Origin of the sequence: Micromonospora fulviviridis, from assembly GCF_014648395.1 — a bacterium.
Classification (GTDB): Bacteria; Actinomycetota; Actinomycetes; order Mycobacteriales; family Micromonosporaceae; genus Micromonospora; species Micromonospora fulviviridis.
Map to the genome: position 1 here is coordinate 25,939 of NZ_BMRA01000011.1, position 16,604 is coordinate 42,542.

At 73.7% G+C, this 16,604-nt stretch carries 16 protein-coding genes, 1 tRNA gene and 1 pseudogene; 7 read left to right on the top strand and 11 right to left on the bottom strand.

The features are described from left to right. Positions 1 to 14 precede the first annotated feature (14 nt). Complete coding sequence (locus tag IEY96_RS25525; protein ID WP_189197369.1) at positions 15 to 1,826, bottom strand: glycosyltransferase family protein; 1,812 nt, start codon at positions 1,824 to 1,826, stop codon at positions 15 to 17. Between the two features lie 210 nt (positions 1,827 to 2,036). On the opposite strand from IEY96_RS25525, the gene IEY96_RS25530 reads away from it, so the two are divergent. Continuing rightward, on the top strand, positions 2,037 to 2,747 hold the full coding sequence (locus IEY96_RS25530; RefSeq protein ID WP_148428940.1) for a class I SAM-dependent methyltransferase: 711 nt from the start codon (positions 2,037 to 2,039) through the stop codon (positions 2,745 to 2,747). A 40-nt stretch (positions 2,748 to 2,787) separates the two neighbouring features. Here IEY96_RS25530 and IEY96_RS25535 read toward each other — a convergent pair whose 3' ends face one another. Beyond that, complete coding sequence (locus IEY96_RS25535; protein WP_189197370.1) at positions 2,788 to 3,321, bottom strand: YbhB/YbcL family Raf kinase inhibitor-like protein; 534 nt, start codon at positions 3,319 to 3,321, stop codon at positions 2,788 to 2,790. 203 nt (positions 3,322 to 3,524) lie between these two features. Between IEY96_RS25535 and IEY96_RS25540 the strand changes: the two are divergent. Then, positions 3,525 to 4,262: pseudogene (locus IEY96_RS25540) on the top strand (class I SAM-dependent methyltransferase); the annotation flags it as partial. Positions 4,263 to 4,344: 82 nt separating this feature from the next. Here the strand turns inward: IEY96_RS25540 and IEY96_RS25545 are convergent. Continuing rightward, positions 4,345 to 4,433: transfer RNA gene (locus IEY96_RS25545), tRNA-Ser, on the bottom strand. A 98-nt stretch (positions 4,434 to 4,531) separates the two neighbouring features. Here IEY96_RS25545 and IEY96_RS25550 point away from each other — a divergent pair. Both IEY96_RS25550 and IEY96_RS25555 read left to right on the top strand, forming a co-directional pair. After that, entirely contained in the window at positions 4,532 to 5,071 is a 540-nt protein-coding gene (locus IEY96_RS25550) for an AAA family ATPase (RefSeq protein ID WP_229791902.1), read from the top strand. A gap of 9 nt (positions 5,072 to 5,080) precedes the next feature. Further along, the gene (locus IEY96_RS25555) at positions 5,081 to 6,055 is read left to right on the top strand and encodes an NAD(P)H-quinone oxidoreductase (protein ID WP_189197371.1); all 975 of its coding nucleotides are present in this window, start codon (positions 5,081 to 5,083) and stop codon (positions 6,053 to 6,055) included. Between the two features lie 4 nt (positions 6,056 to 6,059). On the opposite strand, the gene soxR is transcribed toward IEY96_RS25555, so the two are convergent. Then, complete coding sequence (gene soxR, locus IEY96_RS25560; protein WP_189197372.1) at positions 6,060 to 6,518, bottom strand: redox-sensitive transcriptional activator SoxR; 459 nt, start codon at positions 6,516 to 6,518, stop codon at positions 6,060 to 6,062. 46 nt (positions 6,519 to 6,564) lie between these two features. Between soxR and IEY96_RS25565 the strand changes: the two genes are divergently transcribed. Further along, positions 6,565 to 7,257, top strand: a complete 693-nt coding sequence (locus IEY96_RS25565) for a thiamine pyrophosphate-binding protein (RefSeq protein ID WP_189197373.1) — start codon at positions 6,565 to 6,567, stop codon at positions 7,255 to 7,257. Positions 7,258 to 7,265: 8 nt separating this feature from the next. Next, complete coding sequence (locus tag IEY96_RS25570; RefSeq protein WP_189197563.1) at positions 7,266 to 8,159, top strand: transketolase family protein; 894 nt, start codon at positions 7,266 to 7,268, stop codon at positions 8,157 to 8,159. 69 nt (positions 8,160 to 8,228) lie between these two features. On the opposite strand, the gene IEY96_RS25575 is transcribed toward IEY96_RS25570, so the two are convergent. Further along, positions 8,229 to 8,936, bottom strand: a complete 708-nt coding sequence (locus tag IEY96_RS25575) for a glycosyltransferase family 2 protein (protein ID WP_091316602.1) — start codon at positions 8,934 to 8,936, stop codon at positions 8,229 to 8,231. A 239-nt stretch (positions 8,937 to 9,175) separates the two neighbouring features. Between IEY96_RS25575 and IEY96_RS25580 the strand changes: the two genes are divergently transcribed. Beyond that, the gene (locus tag IEY96_RS25580) at positions 9,176 to 10,774 is read left to right on the top strand and encodes a ricin-type beta-trefoil lectin domain protein (protein ID WP_189197374.1); all 1,599 of its coding nucleotides are present in this window, start codon (positions 9,176 to 9,178) and stop codon (positions 10,772 to 10,774) included. A gap of 49 nt (positions 10,775 to 10,823) precedes the next feature. On the opposite strand, the gene IEY96_RS25585 is transcribed toward IEY96_RS25580, so the two are convergent. The 6 genes from IEY96_RS25585 to IEY96_RS25610 all read right to left on the bottom strand — a co-directional run bounded on the left by IEY96_RS25585 (position 10,824) and on the right by IEY96_RS25610 (position 16,510). Then, complete coding sequence (locus tag IEY96_RS25585) at positions 10,824 to 11,432, bottom strand: hypothetical protein (RefSeq protein ID WP_189197375.1); 609 nt, start codon at positions 11,430 to 11,432, stop codon at positions 10,824 to 10,826. A gap of 56 nt (positions 11,433 to 11,488) precedes the next feature. Continuing rightward, a complete protein-coding gene (locus tag IEY96_RS25590; RefSeq protein WP_189197376.1) occupies positions 11,489 to 12,934 on the bottom strand; it encodes a sensor histidine kinase in 1,446 nt (481 codons plus the stop codon). Continuing rightward, positions 12,927 to 13,619 carry a response regulator transcription factor gene (locus IEY96_RS25595; protein ID WP_189197377.1) on the bottom strand — a complete coding sequence of 231 codons (693 nt, stop codon included), beginning with the start codon at positions 13,617 to 13,619 and terminating at the stop codon, positions 12,927 to 12,929. Before IEY96_RS25595 ends, IEY96_RS25590 begins: the two co-directional genes overlap by 8 nt. A 69-nt stretch (positions 13,620 to 13,688) precedes the next feature. Next, positions 13,689 to 14,201 (bottom strand): hypothetical protein, encoded by a 513-nt coding sequence (locus IEY96_RS25600; RefSeq protein ID WP_189197378.1) that lies wholly within the window; start codon positions 14,199 to 14,201, stop codon positions 13,689 to 13,691. Between the two features lie 116 nt (positions 14,202 to 14,317). After that, entirely contained in the window at positions 14,318 to 15,295 is a 978-nt protein-coding gene (locus tag IEY96_RS25605) for a phosphotransferase (protein ID WP_229791903.1), read from the bottom strand. Positions 15,296 to 15,337: 42 nt separating this feature from the next. Continuing rightward, positions 15,338 to 16,510 (bottom strand): thiolase family protein, encoded by a 1,173-nt coding sequence (locus IEY96_RS25610; protein ID WP_189197380.1) that lies wholly within the window; start codon positions 16,508 to 16,510, stop codon positions 15,338 to 15,340. Between the last annotated feature and the right edge of the window lie 94 nt (positions 16,511 to 16,604).

Here is a 16,604-nt window from a genome sequence, read left to right on the forward strand (position 1 = left end):
CCGGCCGGGTTCGGTCAGCCCACCAGGGCACGCACGTCCCAGAGCCAGACCCCGCCGGTGAAGGTCGGCGTGATCCCGGTCAGCTCGGTCATCCCCCGGTGCAGTGACCCGGCCTGCCGCAGTCGCGGGTCGAGGACCACCGCGCCCGCCCGCCAGTACCGCAGGTCGTCCACGGCGGCCACCCGGTCCTGCGGAGTGATCGGCGGCACGGCGTCGGTCTGCCGGATGGTGGTGAAGAAGGTGCTGGTGGGGCGGGGCGGGGCGGTGAAGAGGGCGACCCGGCCGGCGCCGGGCCGGGTGTCCGGGTAGAGGAAGTAGCCCCGGGCCAGCGGCATGTCCAGCCGCGTCTCGGCGGACCAGCGCAGCGGGACGGCGTACGTGGTGTCGGGCAGCGGGAGCGTGACGATGCTGTGCCCGCCGGTCACGTACGGGCGCCAGGCGCCGGAGGTGACGAAGGCCGGGGTCGGGTCGAGGCGCACCGCGGGCAGCGGGGTGGGCAGGAGCGGCAGCAGCGCCATGGTGAGGACGGTGGCGGTGACGAACCGGATCCGCCCGCGGGCGGCCGGGTGCCGCCGGGCCAGCCGCCGGATGTGTTCGGCGCCCAGCGCGAGCAGGATGCCGACGATCGGGGTGAGCGCCAGGGACCACCGGGTGGGCACCACCGAGTGCAGGATCGGCAGGTGCTCCAGCGCGGCCCAGGGGCCCGGGATGCCGGTGTCCCGCCCGTCGAAGCGGATCTCGCGGCCGAGCGAGAACAGCACGAACACCGCGCCGACGGCGGCCAGGCCGAGCACCACGGCGTTGCGGCGCAGCCACCAGACCAGCGCGACCACCAGCACGGCGAGCGGCCAGCCGAAGAAGGCGTTCTCCTCGGTGGCGTTCTTGGCCAGCCAGACGCTGCCGCGGGCGTCGCCGGCCAGGGACTCGCGGGACCAGGCGACGTAGGAGGCGAGGTCGGTGCGGTAGCCCCGGATCAGCGTGGAGAGCCCCCGGTAGGCCCCGGGTCCGAAGAACTGCACGGAGAGCGGGTACGCCAGCAGCACTCCGGAGAACACGGCGGCCACCCCGAGCCCGGCGGTGAAGGGCCGGGCCGCGCTGCGCAGTTCGGGCCGGCCGAGGGCGAGCGCCAGCACCACCACGCCCAGGCCGATCGCGGTCATCAGCAGGATCTCCAGGTTGAGGAATGCCTGCCAGACGATGAGCAGCCCGAGCAGCACGCCGTTGCGCAGCCAGCGGCCCGGCTCGGCCAGGCGCAGCGTCCGCCAGACGAGCAGCGGCACGACGAACTGGCTGACGATGTTGGGGTGGGCGTTGGCGTGCGAGACCATGGCCGGCGCGAACGCGCAGAAGCCGGCGCCCAGCCAGGCCGGACCGCGGGCCCCGATCAACACGCGGGAGAGGACGAAATACCAGGCCACGCCCGTGGCCGCCATTCCGAGGGTGAGAAAGAGCAGGAATGACCAGCGGGGCCCGAACAGGACGGTGACGGGCGTCATTGGCAGCGAAATGGATAATACGGACGTATTTGCCATCAGATTGACGCCGTCCGGCACGTTCATCCGGTCCGAGGTGAACGGATAGGCAAAATCGGTCACCACTCGCGCGCCGTGCGCCATCATCCACTCGAACTGCGCCTGATCGGTGCGGTTGTCCCGGACGCCGTTGGCCGGGTCCAGCCAGACCCGGGCCGTCACCCAGAAGGCGAGCAGCACGAAACTGAGCACGGCGAGGGCGTCGACCCGCCTGTCCTGCCCCGGTCGTCCGCCCTCGTCGGGCCCGTCCTCGGCGGCACCACCCGGAGCGGCGTCCGATTCAGGAGTAGTCATGGCAATTCAGAGCGTAGTCAGGGTATGGCAGGGCCGTGACATGTTTCTGGGTACTGGCGTACTATGTGCCGGGTTCGCCGACCGCCGATCACGTGCCCACCCCCGACCGCATTTCGGCCACCCCCGGTGCCCCGATTCCCCCGCCATCCCTTCGGATGGTTGACTCTGTCGGTCCAGGCGCGGGTCAGTCATATCGTGAGGAATCGACGCATGGCAGATATCACTGGGGACCAGCGCGTCCAGTCGGAGGTGCTCGAGGGACTCGCCACGGCGGTCAACCACCGCCGCTGGTTCGTCGAGCTCGCCGTGCCCTACCTCGGTGACAATCCCATCGAGATCGGCAGCGGCCTGGGCGACTACGCCCTGGAGTGGTCCGAGCGCCTGCCCCGGATCACCGCCACCGAGGCGGACCCGGACCGCCTGGTCCGGCTCAAGGAGCGGCTGGCCGAGCACCCCGGCATCGAGGTCCGGCAGATGCTGCTGCCGCACTCCGAGCGTGGCGACTACAGCGCGGCCGTGTCGTACAACGTGCTGGAGCACATCGAGGACCACGTGAGCGCGCTGCGCAGCATGCGCGACCTGGTCCGCCCCGGCGGGGCCGTGATCATCATCGTGCCCGCGTTCCAGTTCGCCATGAGCCCCGCAGACGTCGCCACCGGCCACGTCCGGCGCTACACGAAGAAGACCCTGGCCGCGGCCATGACCGAGGCGGGCCTCACCGTCGAGAAGATCCACTACGCGAACGCGCTCGGCCTGATCGGCTACTTCATGGCCACCAAGGTCTTCCGGCTGATGCCGAAGGAGGGCCCGATGGTGAAGGTCTACGACACGCTGGTCCTCCCGGCCACCAAGGCCGCCGAGCAGCGGGTCCGGCCGCCGTTCGGCCAGTCCGTCTTCGCGGTCGCCCGCGTCCCGAGCTGACCGGAACGGGGCCTCCGCGTGGTGCGGAGGCCCCGTCGCCTCATTCCTTGACCTGGTACGTCGGGCGGATCACCGCCCGGGCCAGGGTGTGGAAGGCCAGGTTGAAGCCGACGTACGCCGGGCTGGCCCCCTTGCCAACGTCGAGCCGCTCCACGTCCACGGCGTGCACGGCGAAGACGTACCGGTGCGGCCGGTCACCGGGCGGCGGGGCGGCACCGCCGTAGCCGGTGTCGCCGTAGTCGTTGCGGATGCTGAAGGCGGCCCCGAGGTCGCTCTCCTTGACGCCCGTCGGCAGCTCGGTGACCGAGGCGGGCACGTCCACCAGCACCCAGTGCCAGAAGCCGCTGCCGGTCGGCGCGTCCGGGTCGAAGCAGGTGACCACGAAGCTCTTGGTCTCGTCCGGGAAGCCCGACCAGGCCAGGTGCGGGGAGAGGTTCTCGCCGCCGGTGCTGCCGTGCGCGTACCGGGCGTCCATCGGCTCGCCGTTGTGCACGTCGTCACTGGTCAGGTGAAACGACGGCACCGTCGGCAGCAGCTCGTACGGGTCCGGGGCGATCGGTCGTTCCAGGCTCATCGAAACGGTCCTTCCGGGTGCACGCGAATGTCCTGCGCCCCTTCATACCCCCTCCGCGGCCCCGATCGAACCCGAAGCGCCCCGTGTCCGGGTCCACCGGCTCACCATCCAGTGACAACTGACCTACTCTCCAGGGCAGCGACGCCAGGCCCCGTGCGCGGCGTGGGGCTGGTGCGAGCCAGGGAGGCGACGACATGTCCAGCGCGCAGTTGTACGACACCATCGGAGCCACGTACACCGTGACGCGACGCACCGAACCGCGGATCGCCGCACAGGTCTGGGCCGCGCTCGGCGACGCGCGGACGGTACTGAACGTCGGGGCGGGTACGGGCTCCTACGAGCCGGCCGACCGGGACCTCACCGCGGTCGAGCCGTCGGCGCTCATGCGGGCGCAGCGCCCCGCAGGCTCGGCGCCGTGCGTGGCCGCCGCCGCGGAGAGCCTTCCGTTCGAGGACCAGTCGTTCGACGCGGCGATGGCTTTCGCCACCATCCATCACTGGCAGGACCCGATCGCCGGCCTGCGCGAGATGCGGCGGGTCGCGCGGCGCGTGGTGGTGTTCACGCACGACACCACTGACGCCGGATGGCTGAGTCGGTTCTGGCTCACTCGCGACTACCTTCCCGAGGTCGCGGACCTCGTTGCCGGCCGGCCTTCGCTGGCCGAGCTGGCCGGCGCGATCGGGGCCCGCGTGGAGCCGGTACCCATCCCGTGGGACTGCGTCGACGGCTTCTTCGAGGCCTACTGGCGCCGGCCCGAGGCGTACCTGGACGAGAACGTCCGTCGCGGGGTGTCGGTCTGGGCCAGGGTCGGGCCGGACGCCGAGCGGAGGGCGGTGGACAGCCTCCGCGACGACCTCGCCTCAGGCCGGTGGGCGGAACGCAACCGCGACCTCGTCGACCTCGACGCGGCAGAGCTCGGCCTTCGTCTGCTCATCGCCTGAGCCCGCCCCGTCCCGGGTGCGGGACGGACGCGCCCCTGACCGGCGTTCGCGCTGGTCAGGGGCGTTTTGCCGCCCAGGCGAGCGGAGGGTGTGGGATTCGAACCCACGAAGGACATCGCTGCCCTTACCGGTTTTCAAGACCAGCGCCATCGGCCACTAGGCGAACCCTCCCTGCCACGCCCCCGACGGGGTGCGTGGCCGTGCCTAGTCTGCCACGGCCGGTGGAACCGGCGAGCCGCCGTCCCCACCCCCGCTGGCAGGATGCTCCCGTGTGGGAAACCCCGGCGGTGGTGCTGATCAGTGGAATCATGGCGGCCGGCAAGTCCACTGTGGCCGAGCTGCTGGCCCGACGGCTGCCCCGCGCCGTGCACCTGCGCGGTGACGTGTTCCGTCGCATGATCGTCAGCGGGCGCGCCGAGATGACCGCCGAGCTCAGCGACGAGGCGTGGCGGCAGCTCCGGCTCCGCTACGACCTCGCCGCGTCGGCCGCCGACCGGTACGCCGCCGCCGGCTTCACCGTGGTGCTCCAGGACGTGGTCCTCGGCCCGGAGCTGCCGGCCCTGGTCGACCGGATCCGGCACCGACCGCTCGCCGTCGTGGTGCTCGCGCCCCGCGCCGACGTGGTCGCCGCCCGCGAGCGGGACCGGCCCAAGCAGGGGTACGGCGACTGGCCGGTCGCCGACCTGGACGCCGGGTTCCGGGCCGACACGCCCCGGATCGGGCTCTGGCTGGACACCTCGGCGCAGACCCCCGAGGAGACGGTGGACGAGATCCTGGCCCGGGCGTGGACGGCCGGTCGGATCGGGTAAGACTGGGCTATGCACGCGATCACGATCCCGAAACCCGGTGGACCCGAGGCGCTCGTCTGGGCGGCGGTGCCCGATCCGGAGCCCGGCCCGGGCGAGGTGGTGGTCGAGGTGCGGGCCAGTGCCGTGAACCGGGCCGACCTGCTGCAACGGCAGGGGCAGTACCCGCCTCCGCCGGGCGCGCCGGCGTACCCGGGGTTGGAGTGTGCCGGGGTGGTGGCCGCGCTGGGTCCGGAGGTGACCGGCTGGGCGGTCGGCGACGAGGTCTGCGCGCTGCTGGCCGGCGGCGGGTACGCCGAGCGGGTCGCCGTGCCGGCCGGCCAGCTGCTGCCGGTGCCGGCCGGGGTGGACCCGGTCGACGCGGCGGCGCTGCCCGAGGTGGCCTGCACGGTCTTCTCGAACGTGGTGCAGCTGGCCCGCCTGGCCGAGGGCGAGACGCTGCTGGTGCACGGCGGCGGCAGCGGGATCGGCACGTTCGCCATCCAGCTCGGGGTGGCGCTCGGCGCGACCGTCGTGGTGACCGCCCGGGCGGCGAAGCACGAGCGGCTGCGCGAGCTGGGCGCCGCGCACGCCATCGACTACCGGGAGCAGGACTTCGTCGAGGAGGTCCGCCGGGTCACCGACGGCCGGGGCGCGGACGTGATCCTGGACATCATGGGGGCCGCGTACCTGCCGCGGAACGTGGCGGCGCTGGCCACCGGCGGGCGGCTCGTGGTGATCGGCATGCAGGGCGGCCGCAAGGGCGAACTGGACCTGGGGATGCTGCTGGCGAAGCGGGCCTCGGTGCACGCGACGGCGCTGCGTTCCCGCCCGCTCGCCGAGAAGGCGGAGATCGTCCGGGGTGTCCGCGAGCAGGTGTGGCCGCTGGTCGAGTCGGGGAAGATCCGGCCGGTGGTGCACGCGCGGGCGAAGATGGCCGACGCCGCCGACGCGCACCGGCTGGTGGAGACCAGCGACCACCTGGGCAAGGTGCTCCTGGTCCGCTGACCGGTCAGGCCGCGCCGGAGCCCTCGCGGGGGAGCATCAGCCGGGCGCCGGGGCCCTCGGCGGCGAGCGCGTCGCCGGGGTTGTAGAGGGTGCAGCGCTGCAACGAGAGGCAGCCGCAGCCGATGCAGCCGTCCAGGTCGTCGCGGAGCTTGCCGAGCAACCGGATCCTCTCGTCCAGCCGGTCCCGCCAGCTCTTCGAGAGGGCGGCCCAGTCGTCCGGCGTGGGCGTACGCCCCGACGGCAGCGAGTCCAGCGCCTCCCGGATCTCCTCCAGCGAGACGCCGACCTGCTGGGAGATGCGGATGAAGGCCACCCGGCGCAGCTCGGTGCGGGCGTACCGGCGCTGGTTGCCGCCGGTGCGCTCGGCGCGGATCAGCCCGAGCCGCTCGTAGTAGCGCAGTGCGGAGGCAGCCACGCCGCTGCGGGCGGAGAGCTGCCCGATGGTCAGTGTTGCTTCGTGCATCACAGGGCCTTGAGTTGAAGTGTGCTTCAACTCCGAGGCTATCCGCATGACCACCACGACCGCCACCGACCCCGCGCTGCTCGGGGCGCTGCTCGACCGGGTACGCGCCGGCCGCGAGTTCGGCGCCAACGTGTACTCGACGCTGGACGTGCTCCAGGTGCTCTACGACCGGGTGCTACGGATCACCCCGGAGACCGTGGACGACCCCGATCGGGACCGCTTCCTGCTCTCCAAGGGGCACGCGGTCGCCGGCTACTACGCGCTGCTCGCCGCCAAGGGCTTCGTGCCGGTGGCGTGGCTGGACGACCAGGGCGGCCCGGAGAGCCGGCTCGGCGACCACCCGGACCGGCTGCTGGTGCCCGGGGTGGAGATCGGGTCCGGGTCGCTCGGCCACGGTCTCGGCCTGGGCGTGGGCACCGCGCTCGGGTTGCGCGCCCAGGGCCGCACCGACCCCCGGGTGTACGTGCTGCTCGGCGACGCCGAGTTGGACGAGGGCTCGAACCACGAGGCGATCGCGTACGCGGGCGCCACCGGGCTCGGCAACCTGACCGCGATCGTGCTGGACAACCGCTCGGCGAGCCACGGCTGGCCGGGCGGCGCGGCCAGCCGGTTCACCGTGAACGGGTGGACGGCCGAGACCGTCGACGGCCGGGACCACGCCGCCCTGCACACCGCCCTGACGGGGCACGACCACCACCGGCCGCACGTCGTCGTCGCGGTCGTCACCGACGGGGAGTGACCATGGACATGCGCGAAGTCTTCGTGACCACGGCCGAGGAGGTCCTGGCGGATCCCCGCACCACGATCGTGCTGGCCGACATCTCGGCGGCCGCGTTCGCCCCGGCCGCCGCGCGGTACCCGGGCCGGGTGGTCAACGTCGGCATCCGGGAGCAGTTGATGGTGGGCGTGGCCGGCGGGCTGGCGCTGACCGGGCAGCGGCCGATCGTGCACAGCTACGCGCCGTTCCTCGTCGAGCGGGCGTACGAGCAGATCAAGCTGGACCTCGACCACCAGGGGGTCGGCGCGGTGCTGGTCAGCGTCGGCGCGTCGTACGACCGGGCGGCGGCGGGGCGGACCCACCTCGGGCCGGCCGACGTGGCGCTGATCGACACCCTGCGCGACTGGACCGTGCACGTGCCGGGTCACCCGGACGAGGTGCCCGGGCTACTGCGCGACCTGGTGTGCGGGCGGGACTCGGCGTACCTGCGGCTGTCCACGCAGGCCAACGCGCGGGCGTACCCCGAGGCGGGTGAGCTGCGGGTGGTGCGGGACGCCGGGCCGGGCGCGCCGCTGCTGGTGGCCGTCGGGCCGCTGCTGGACGCGGCCCTCGCGGCGGTGGCCGACCGGCCGGTCACGGTGGCCTACACCCACCGGCCGCGCCCGTTCGACACGGCCGGGCTGCGGGCGCTCGCCGGCATCGAGGTGATCCTGGTCGAGCCGTACCTGGCGGGCACCTCGGCCCGGGTGGTGGGCGCGGCGCTGGCCGACCGGCCGCACCGGCTGCTCGCCCTCGGGGTGGGCCGGTCCGACCTGCGCCGCTACGGCACGCCCGAGGACCACGACCGCTGGCACGGCCTGGACGCGGCCGGCCTCCGCCGCTCGGTCGACGCGTTCCTCACCCCGGCCCGGGCGGCCGCCTGAACGACGAGACGACGGGACCCCGCGACACCGGCCTGGGCCGGGGTGCGGGGTCCGTGTCGTCGTGGGGCGTCAGCGGGCGGCGGGGCCGACCGGGCGGCGCCGGGCCCGCTCGCGGGCCAGGATCCAGATCGCCTCGACGCCGTCCTTCCAGGTGATCTTCTTGCCCTCCTCGCGGCCCCGGGCGCGGTAGCTGATCGGGACCTCGTAGGGGCGGATGCGCTGGCGCAGCAGCTTGCCGGTGACCTCGGCCTCCATGCCGAAGCCGCGCGAGCGGACCTGGAGCGAGCGGTAGAGCTCCAGCGGCATCAGCTTGAAGCAGGTCTCCAGGTCGCCGATGTACGAGTTGTAGAGCACGTTGGCGGCGAGCGTCACGCCCTTGTTGCCCATCACGTACCAGAAGCTGTAGGAGCTGTGGCTGCCGAAGGTCCGATTGCCGTAGACCACCGTGGCCCGCCCGTCGAGCACCGGCTCGAGCAGCCGCGGGATGTCCTGCGGGTCGTACTCGAGGTCGGCGTCGAGGATGACCATGTACTCACCCTCGGCGTTGTCGACGGCGGTCTTGATGGCCGCGCCCTTGCCGGCGTTGCGCTGGTGGGTGATCACCCGGAGCCGGGCGTCGTCCACCCGGCCGAGCACCTCGCCGGTGCCGTCACGGCTGCCGTCGTCCACGACGACGAGTTCGATCTCGCACGGGTAGTCCACCGCCAATGCCTGCTTGAGGGCATCCGCAATGCGTTCTTCCTCGTTGTAGACCGGCATGAGGATCGAGAGCTTCACGGGTTCTCCACGGTGGCGACGGCAAGTCGGGGCCTAGCGTAACCCGGCTGGTCGCCGAGGTCACCACAGCCCGCCCCCGACCTGGCCGGACACCCCGCACCGCCCGCCCGATCTGCCGGAGAAGTGCCCTTCCGCACCCCGCCGCAACGTTTCCGAGACGTATTCACATCTCGCCATCGGACGGTTACCGTCTGGTAACTCAATCGACGTCCCGCGATTGAGGCGAAAGGAGTGCGTCGATGTCTGGTACCCCCACCAGGCGCGCACGGACGATCCGACGCCGCACCCTGGCCGCCGTGTCCGCCGCCGCCCTCGCCCTGCCGCTGCTGCTCGGACCGGCCGCCCCCGCGGCCGCCGCCGACCGGCCCGCCGTCCAGCCGCTCCCCGCCGCGCTGGAGACCGTCCGCGCCGCCGAGGCCACCGCCCTCTACGGCTCCCCCGACATCCGGCCGCTGGAACAGCGGCGCACCGCCCTGGTCACCATGGGTGACAGCGAGATCTCCGGAGAGGGCGTCGGCAACTACGTGCCGGGCACCCACCAGGCCGGCAACTGGTGCGACCGCTCGTACGACCAGGCGGTCTTCCGCACCGGCATCCCCGCCGACCAGAAGTACAACCTGGCCTGCTCGGGGGCGACCCCGTGGAACCTGATCGCCGGCGGGCCGACCCAGCACAACGAGCTGAACCAGGGCGACCAGCTCGCGATCAAGGCGCGGAACACGCACGTCCGGCTCATCTGGGTGGTGGTCGGCGCGAACGGCGACGGCACCATCCAGTTCGGGCCGGTGGCCACCGACTGCGCCGTGCGCCGGGTCTTCTTCCAGGGCGCGTGCTGGCCCACCTACACCGACCAGTGGACGATCCGCACCGACGGCAGCCGGCAGGCCGTCGAGGACGCGCTGAACTCGATCCGGCAGACCATGACCGCCGCCGGCTACCTGCGCACCGACTACGAGCTGGTGCTCATGTCGTACCCGAGCCCGGGCAGCCCGGACGTGGAGGACAACCCGAACTTCCCCGGCTGGTACTCCGGCGGCTGCCTGCTCTACCTGGCCGACATGGCGTTCGCCCGGAACAAGGCGGTGCCGATGTTCGAGTCGGCGCTGCGCGCCGCCGCCACCAACACCGGCACCCGCTACCTGGACGCCAGCCGGCTCTTCCACGGCCACGAGGTGTGCACCGACAACACCTCGGTCCGCGGCCTCTTCATCGAGGTCGGGATCTGGGACGAGAACGCCGCCCGGCAGTCGTTCCACCCCAACTACCGCGGGCACGGCATGTTCGCCCAGTGCGTCACCCAGTTCTGGAACTCGGGCGCCCAGCGGGCCACCTGCGTCGACCCGGCCAGCACCGGCCAGGGTGTGCTGGTCGACGGGCTGCTGGAGTTCCGGCAGCTGCGCAACGCGGCCACCGGGACCTGTGTGGACGGCAAGGGGTACAACTCCCGCAACGGCACGGTGCAGCAGTCGTACGCCTGCCACGGCGGCCGCAACCAGGGCTTCTGGTACGACCCGGCGCGGCAGTCGCTGCACTCCGAGCTCTCCCACGACCGCTGCCTGGACGTGAGCGGCGGCAGCCTGACCGCCGGCACCACGGTCAACATCTACGACTGTCACGGAGGGGCGAACCAGAAGTTCGTCTTCGCCGGCAACCAGCTCAAGCCGGCCGGCGCGACGAACCTCTGCGTCGCCTTCGACAACCCCTGGCTGGGCACCCCGCGGCTGCGGCTGGCGACCTGCTCGTCGAGCACCCGCCAGCAGTGGTCCTTCGAGTCCCGGTCGTACGCCAACCCCGTCGGTTACGGGCACGACGACTTCATCGGGTCCCGCGTCTACTGAGGAACGCCACCGGGGCCGGCGCGACCGCGCCGGCCCCGGTGCTCCCGCCTCACTTCTGCGCGAACGGGACCACGATCAGCCGGGCCACTCCGTTGTCGCCGTCCTTGGCGCCGGCCACGCCGACCGTCGTGCCGACCTTGATGTCGCTCGACTGCACGGTGGTGCGCCGCTCCACCACCCGGAGCTTCTCGTCGAAGGTCCAGGTCATGGTGAAGCCGTCGGTGGACTTCACGGTCATCGACTTCGCGTCGATCGCGGTCACCTGGCCGCGCTGCACGGCGACGGTCTTCGTCCCGCCGTCCTTGGTCTGCACCACGACCTCGCCGTGCAGGGTGTTCTTGCGCAGCAGCACCCGGGCGCGGTGCCGCTTGCGCCACTCCTGCGCCCGCTCGCCCCGCTTGTCCTGCGGGCCGGCCTGCTCACCGGGCGCGCCGGAGGCCGAGGGAGCCGGTGCGGCGACCGGGTCGACGTCCAGGTCGGCGGCGTCGACGCCGAGCGCGGCCAGCGCCTGGCCGTCCGCGCCCATCGCGGCGGCCACCTCGACGGCGGTCTCCTTCGCCGAGTCCTGTGCGACCTGGGCCTGGCCGCAGCCGGCGAGGCCGAGCGCGGCCGCCGCGAGCAGCGCGGTGACGCCGGTGACGATTCCCTGACGTGCCATCAGTGTTCCTCTCGTCCGTGGTGCCCTCAGCCTCTCCCGCGCGCACGAGCGGATCGTCAGGCCGATGTTCGGGTCAGGTAAGGATCGCCGGGCAGCCGGACGGTGAGGGCCGCGCCGCCCTCCGGGGCGTGCCCGGCTGTGATCTCGCCGCCGAGCCGGCGGACCAGCCCGGCGGCCAGCGCCAGCCCCAGACCGCTGCCCACCTTGCGCACCCCCCGGTACCGCTGGTGCAGCGCCCCGCGCTCGAACGCCACCGCCAGGTCGTCGTCGGTGAAGCCGGGTCCGCCGTCGCGGACCTCGACGACGCCGCCCTCCGCCGGGTCCGTGCCGGCCGGCCGGACCGCGAGCACCACGGGCGCCCCCGGGGGTACGACCCGCAGCGCGTTCTCCAGCAACCCGTCCACCACCTGCCGGATCCGCCCCGGATCGGTGTACGCCGGCACCGGCGCGGCCGGCGCCTCCACCCGGAACGGCACGCCGACCGCCGCGCACCGGTCCGTCCAGGTGCGGGCCGCGTCGGCGGCGAGCCGGGTCAGGTCGACCGGCCCGGGTTCCAGCGGGAAGTCGGCGGCTTCCAGCCGGGCCAGCGCCAGCAGGTCGCTGACCAGCCGGTCCAGGTGCTCGGACTCGGCGAGCACGGTCCGGCCGGTGGCCGGCACCGCGTCGGCCTCGATCACCCCGTCGGCCAGCGCCTCGGCGTAGCCGCGGATGGCGGTGAGCGGGGTGCGCAGCTCGTGCGAGACCGAGAGCAGGAACTCGCGCTGCCGCCCCTCGCTGGTGGCCAGCGCGGCGGCCAGCCCGTTCAGCGCGTACGCCAGGTCGGCCACCTCGTCGGGCGGTTCGACCGGCACCCGGACCGCCCGGTCCCCGGCGCGCAGCCGGGCGGCTGCGGTGGCCGCGGTCCGGATCGGCCGGGCCAGCCGGCGCGCGAGGAACAGGCCGGCGGCCACCCCGGCGGCGAGCCCCGCGAGCAACGGCAACCAGAGACTGAGCAGCACCTGCCGCCACGGTCCGTCCCGGGTCGCCCGGGTCAGCACCACGCCGTCCCCGCCGGGCAGCGCCCGGCCCTCGACCAGGGCCCGTTCGCCGCCGACCAGCCGCCGGCCGGAGACGTCCCGGCCAGCCGCCACCCGGCTCACCACCTGCCGGGGCAGGCCAGCGCGGTCGGCCTGGCCCGCCCGGATCAGGTACACCTCGATCTGCTGCTGGCGGAGTTGGCGGATGAGCCGATCCCCCGCGGTGTCCCGCTGGCGTACCGCCCGGACCCGGAGCACATCGGCGGCGAGCCGGGCCTGGGCGGCCAGCGCGACCTGGTCGCGCCGCTCGGCGCCGCGCACCGCCAGGGGGACCGCGACCAGCGCGGTGACCAGCACCGACACCAGCGCCACGGCGCAGGTGACCAGCACCGCGCGGGCGGTCAGGGTGTGCGCGAACCGCCGCCGGGGCGGGGCCGGCGGGCCGGGACCGACGACCGGCAGCGCCATGGTGGGCTGCTCAGGCATCGGCCGCGTACCCGACGCCGCGGTGGGTGCGGATCACGCTGGCCGGGCCGAGCTTCGCCCGGACCTGCGCCACGTGCACGTCGACGGTCCGGGTGCCGGCGTGGGCCGCGTACCCCCAGACGCCGGCCAGCAGTTCCTCCCGGGTGAAGACCCGGCCGGGCCGGGCCATCAGGTGCGCGAGCAGGTCGAACTCGGTGGAGGTGAGCTGCACCGGGGCGCCGGCGGCGGTGACCGTGCGGCGGGCCGGGTCGAGGGTGACCGGGCCGACCACCCGGGGCCGCTCGGTCGTGGCGGGCGCGCCGGCGGTGCGGCGCAGCACCGCCCGCACCCGGGCGACCAGCTCGCGCGGGCTGAACGGCTTGGTCACGTAGTCGTCCGCGCCCAGTTCCAGGCCGACGACCCGGTCCACCTCGTCGTCCCGCGCGGTGAGGAAGATGACCGGCGTCCAGTCGCCGGCCTCACGCAGCCGCCGGCAGACCTCGGTGCCGGCCAGGCCGGGCAGCGCGATGTCGAGCACGCAGGCCACCGGGCGCAGCCGCCGCGCGGCGGCCAGCCCGGCCGCCCCGTCCCGTTCCAGGTGTACGCCGAACCCGTCCCGGGTCAGGTAGAGCCGGACCAGGTCGGCGATGGCCGGCTCGTCCTCCACCACGAGGACGAGTCCGCGCGGTGCGTCGTCGGCGGTCACCGGCCCATGATGACCGAACGGGGGCCGCCCGGACGGTCAGGGGAATGTTCGGATTCGGTAAAGAGCCGGTCAGCGGACCGGCGCGGGGCGGAACGCGGCCGGGCGGGCGCCGGCCGGCGGCTCGCCGATGGTGGCGACAAGCCGCTCGGCGGGCGTACGGAGCCGGGTCCGGAAGGCGTGGTTGAGCAGGGCGTCGAGCTGCCACACCTGCTTCGGATGGTGGGTCCGGATGAGGAACCGCTCCCGGACCCCGTCGATCGCCGTGGCCGCCAGCTCCAGGCTGTGCGACCGGGGGTCGGGACTCCAGGTGACGTTGCTGAGCTCGCGCAGTTCGGTGTTGAGGTGCAGGCGCAGCCGGTGCAGCACCCGGGTCTGCCGGGTGACCACCAGGCGGCGGTGGGTGAGCAGCATCAGGTAGTCGCCGCCGATCGGGTGGTCCGGACGGCTGCACCGGGTGACCAGGATGGTGGCATCGCCGGAGCCGACGCACCGGCGGAAGACCGGCATGTGCCGGCTGACGGTCTGGGTCGCCAGGCCGGTGTCGGCGGCGGCCGGAAGGAACGTTCGCGAGAACACGTCCATGCAAGATGCAACGAGCAGGTGAGCAGGAGTGATATGGGTCACTCCCGATTTCTGGAACTTCCACCCGTGCAAATCGCACAGCCGGTGCGACGTCGAGCCCCGGTCGGGCGGCCCGGTCAGGCCGGCGGGTCGGCGAACACCTCACCGAGCCAACCGGGGACGGCGGCGGCGTACTCGGCACGGGCCGGGTCGGGGGTGGCCAGGGCGCGCCGCCAGGACAGCGACCGGCTCACCGTGGTGACCCTCATGGCCAGGCCGGCGGCCTCCCGCAGGGCGGCCCGGTCGTGGCGGTCGGTCCACGCCTCCAGGTAGGCGTCCCGCAGCCGGCCCAGCACCGGGTCGCCCGGTGCCAGCCCGGCGCCGTGCGCCACGGAGTTGAGCGTCACCAGCAGGCTGCCGAACGGGTGGGCGACCGAAGCGTCCCCCCAGTCGAAGAAGCGGTAGCCGGCATCGGTGACGAAGACGTTCCCGTCGTGCAGGTCGTCGTGCTGCACGCTGGCCGGGACGCCGAACTCCGCCAGGCGCCGGCAGGCCGCGGCGAACTCCGGCCGGTACGCCCGCAGCCGCGCGTGCAGCTCCGGGGTCAGCCCGTCCGGCTCGCCGAGCAGCAGGGCGTCGGAGTCGTCGAGCAGCCGGTCGAGGAGTTCCGGCATCGGCTCCGGGCGGTGGTCGGGCACCCCTGCGGCCAGCAGCCGGTCGACCCGGGGCGCGACGGCGATCTGCAGCGCCGCGTACGCGGGCAGCACCCGTTCCCAGTGCGTCAGGTCCCCGGCGAGCACGTCGCGCAGGCTCGGGCCGCCGTCGGGCAGCAGCGCCCAGCCGCGGGCGCCGTCGACGGCGAGCGGGTCGAGCACGGTCCCCGGGGCGAGCCGGGCCAGTTCGGCCAGGAGCGCCGCCTCGTAGCGGGTGCCCGGGTTGTTCGCCTTGAACCAGACCGGACCGGCCTCCGTGGGCACCCGCCAGACCAGCGACCAGGGGCGCACCCGGGGCTCGACCGGGCCGGTCACCCGCCGGCCGTGCCCGCCGAGGGCGTCACCGACCCAGGCCAGCGCGCCGTCCCGCCACTGCGGATCGGACCAGTCCGGTGTCGTCACGGTCCGCACGCTAGGCGCTGCCCCTGGCGCCGGCCAGCGAATTCAGAGCAGCTCGACGATGGTGGCGTTGGCCATGCCGCCGCCCTCGCACATGGTCTGGAGGCCGTAGCGGATCCCGTTGTCCCGCATGTGCTGGAGCATGGTGGTCATGATCCGCGCACCGGACCCGCCGAGCGGGTGGCCGAGCGCGATCGCACCGCCGCGCGGGTTCAGCCGCTCCGGGTCCGCCTCGGTCTCCGCGAGCCAGGCCAGCGGCACCGGGGCGAACGCCTCGTTCACCTCGTACACCCCGATCTCCTCGATGCCCAGCCCCGCGCGGCGCAGCGCCTTCGCGGTGGCCGGGATGGGGGCGGTGAGCATGGTGACCGGGTCGTCGGCGGCCACCACGGCGGTGTGCACCCGGGCCAGCGGGCGCAGGCCGTGCCGGCTGGCCCACTCGCTGGTGGTGACCGCGAGCGCCGCCGCGCCGTCGGAGATCTGTGAGGCCGAGCCGGCGGTGACCACGCCGTCCGCCTTGAAGGGGGTGGCCAGCTCGCCGAGCTTGGCCAGCGAGGTGTCCCGCCGGATGCCCTCGTCGGCGGTGAACTTGCCGCCGTCGGCCAGCGCCACCGGGGCCAGCTCGGGGTCGAACGCCCCGGCGTCCTGGGCGGCGGCCGCCTTCTCGTGGCTGGCCAGCGCGAACTCGTCGAGCTGCGTACGCGAGAAACGCCACCGCTGCGCGATCAGCTCGGCGCCGACGCCCTGGTTGAACGGGAGCGGGCTGCCCTCGGCGACGCCCTCGACGCCGCGGTAGCGCTCCAGGATCGCCGGGCTGAACGGCATTCCGCCGGCCACGCTGGAGCCCATCGGCACCCGGGTCATCGACTCGACCCCGCCGGCGACCACCAGGTCGGCCTGGCCGGAGAGCACGGTGGCCGCGGCGAAGTGCAGCGCCTGCTGGCTGGACCCGCACTGCCGGTCGAGCGTGGTGCCGGGGACCGACTCGGGCCAGCCGGCGGCGAGGACGGCGTTGCGCGCCACGTTCCACGACTGCTCGCCGACCTGCGACACGCAGCCCCAGACCACGTCGTCGACGTCGACCGGGTCGATGCCGGTCCGCTCGGCGAGGGCGCGCAGCACGTGCGCCGAGAGGTCGACCGGGTGCACGCCGGCAAGGCTGCCCTTGCGCCGCCCGACCGGGGTCCGTACCGCACCGACGATGACCGCGTCACTCATGTCTACTCCCCGGTAACCTGGCTTGGCCCGATACTACGTGCTGACCCGGCCGATCGTCCTCCCCCGTTCCCGGGGCCACCCGGCTGGCATGCTG

Bases quoted from the DNA above. Each gene is read 5' to 3' on its own strand.
- IEY96_RS25525 (WP_189197369.1), bottom strand. From the start codon at position 1,826: ATGACTACTCCTGAATCGGACGCCGCTCCGGGTGGTGCCGCCGAGGAC.
- IEY96_RS25530 (WP_148428940.1), top strand. From the start codon at position 2,037: ATGGCAGATATCACTGGGGACCAGCGCGTCCAGTCGGAGGTGCTCGAG.
- IEY96_RS25535 (WP_189197370.1), bottom strand. From the start codon at position 3,321: ATGAGCCTGGAACGACCGATCGCCCCGGACCCGTACGAGCTGCTGCCG.
- IEY96_RS25555 (WP_189197371.1), top strand. From the start codon at position 5,081: ATGCACGCGATCACGATCCCGAAACCCGGTGGACCCGAGGCGCTCGTC.
- soxR (WP_189197372.1), bottom strand. From the start codon at position 6,518: ATGCACGAAGCAACACTGACCATCGGGCAGCTCTCCGCCCGCAGCGGC.
- IEY96_RS25565 (WP_189197373.1), top strand. From the start codon at position 6,565: ATGACCACCACGACCGCCACCGACCCCGCGCTGCTCGGGGCGCTGCTC.
- IEY96_RS25570 (WP_189197563.1), top strand. From the start codon at position 7,266: ATGCGCGAAGTCTTCGTGACCACGGCCGAGGAGGTCCTGGCGGATCCC.
- IEY96_RS25580 (WP_189197374.1), top strand. From the start codon at position 9,176: ATGTCTGGTACCCCCACCAGGCGCGCACGGACGATCCGACGCCGCACC.
- IEY96_RS25585 (WP_189197375.1), bottom strand. From the start codon at position 11,432: ATGGCACGTCAGGGAATCGTCACCGGCGTCACCGCGCTGCTCGCGGCG.
- IEY96_RS25590 (WP_189197376.1), bottom strand. From the start codon at position 12,934: ATGCCTGAGCAGCCCACCATGGCGCTGCCGGTCGTCGGTCCCGGCCCG.
- IEY96_RS25600 (WP_189197378.1), bottom strand. From the start codon at position 14,201: ATGGACGTGTTCTCGCGAACGTTCCTTCCGGCCGCCGCCGACACCGGC.
- IEY96_RS25610 (WP_189197380.1), bottom strand. From the start codon at position 16,510: ATGAGTGACGCGGTCATCGTCGGTGCGGTACGGACCCCGGTCGGGCGG.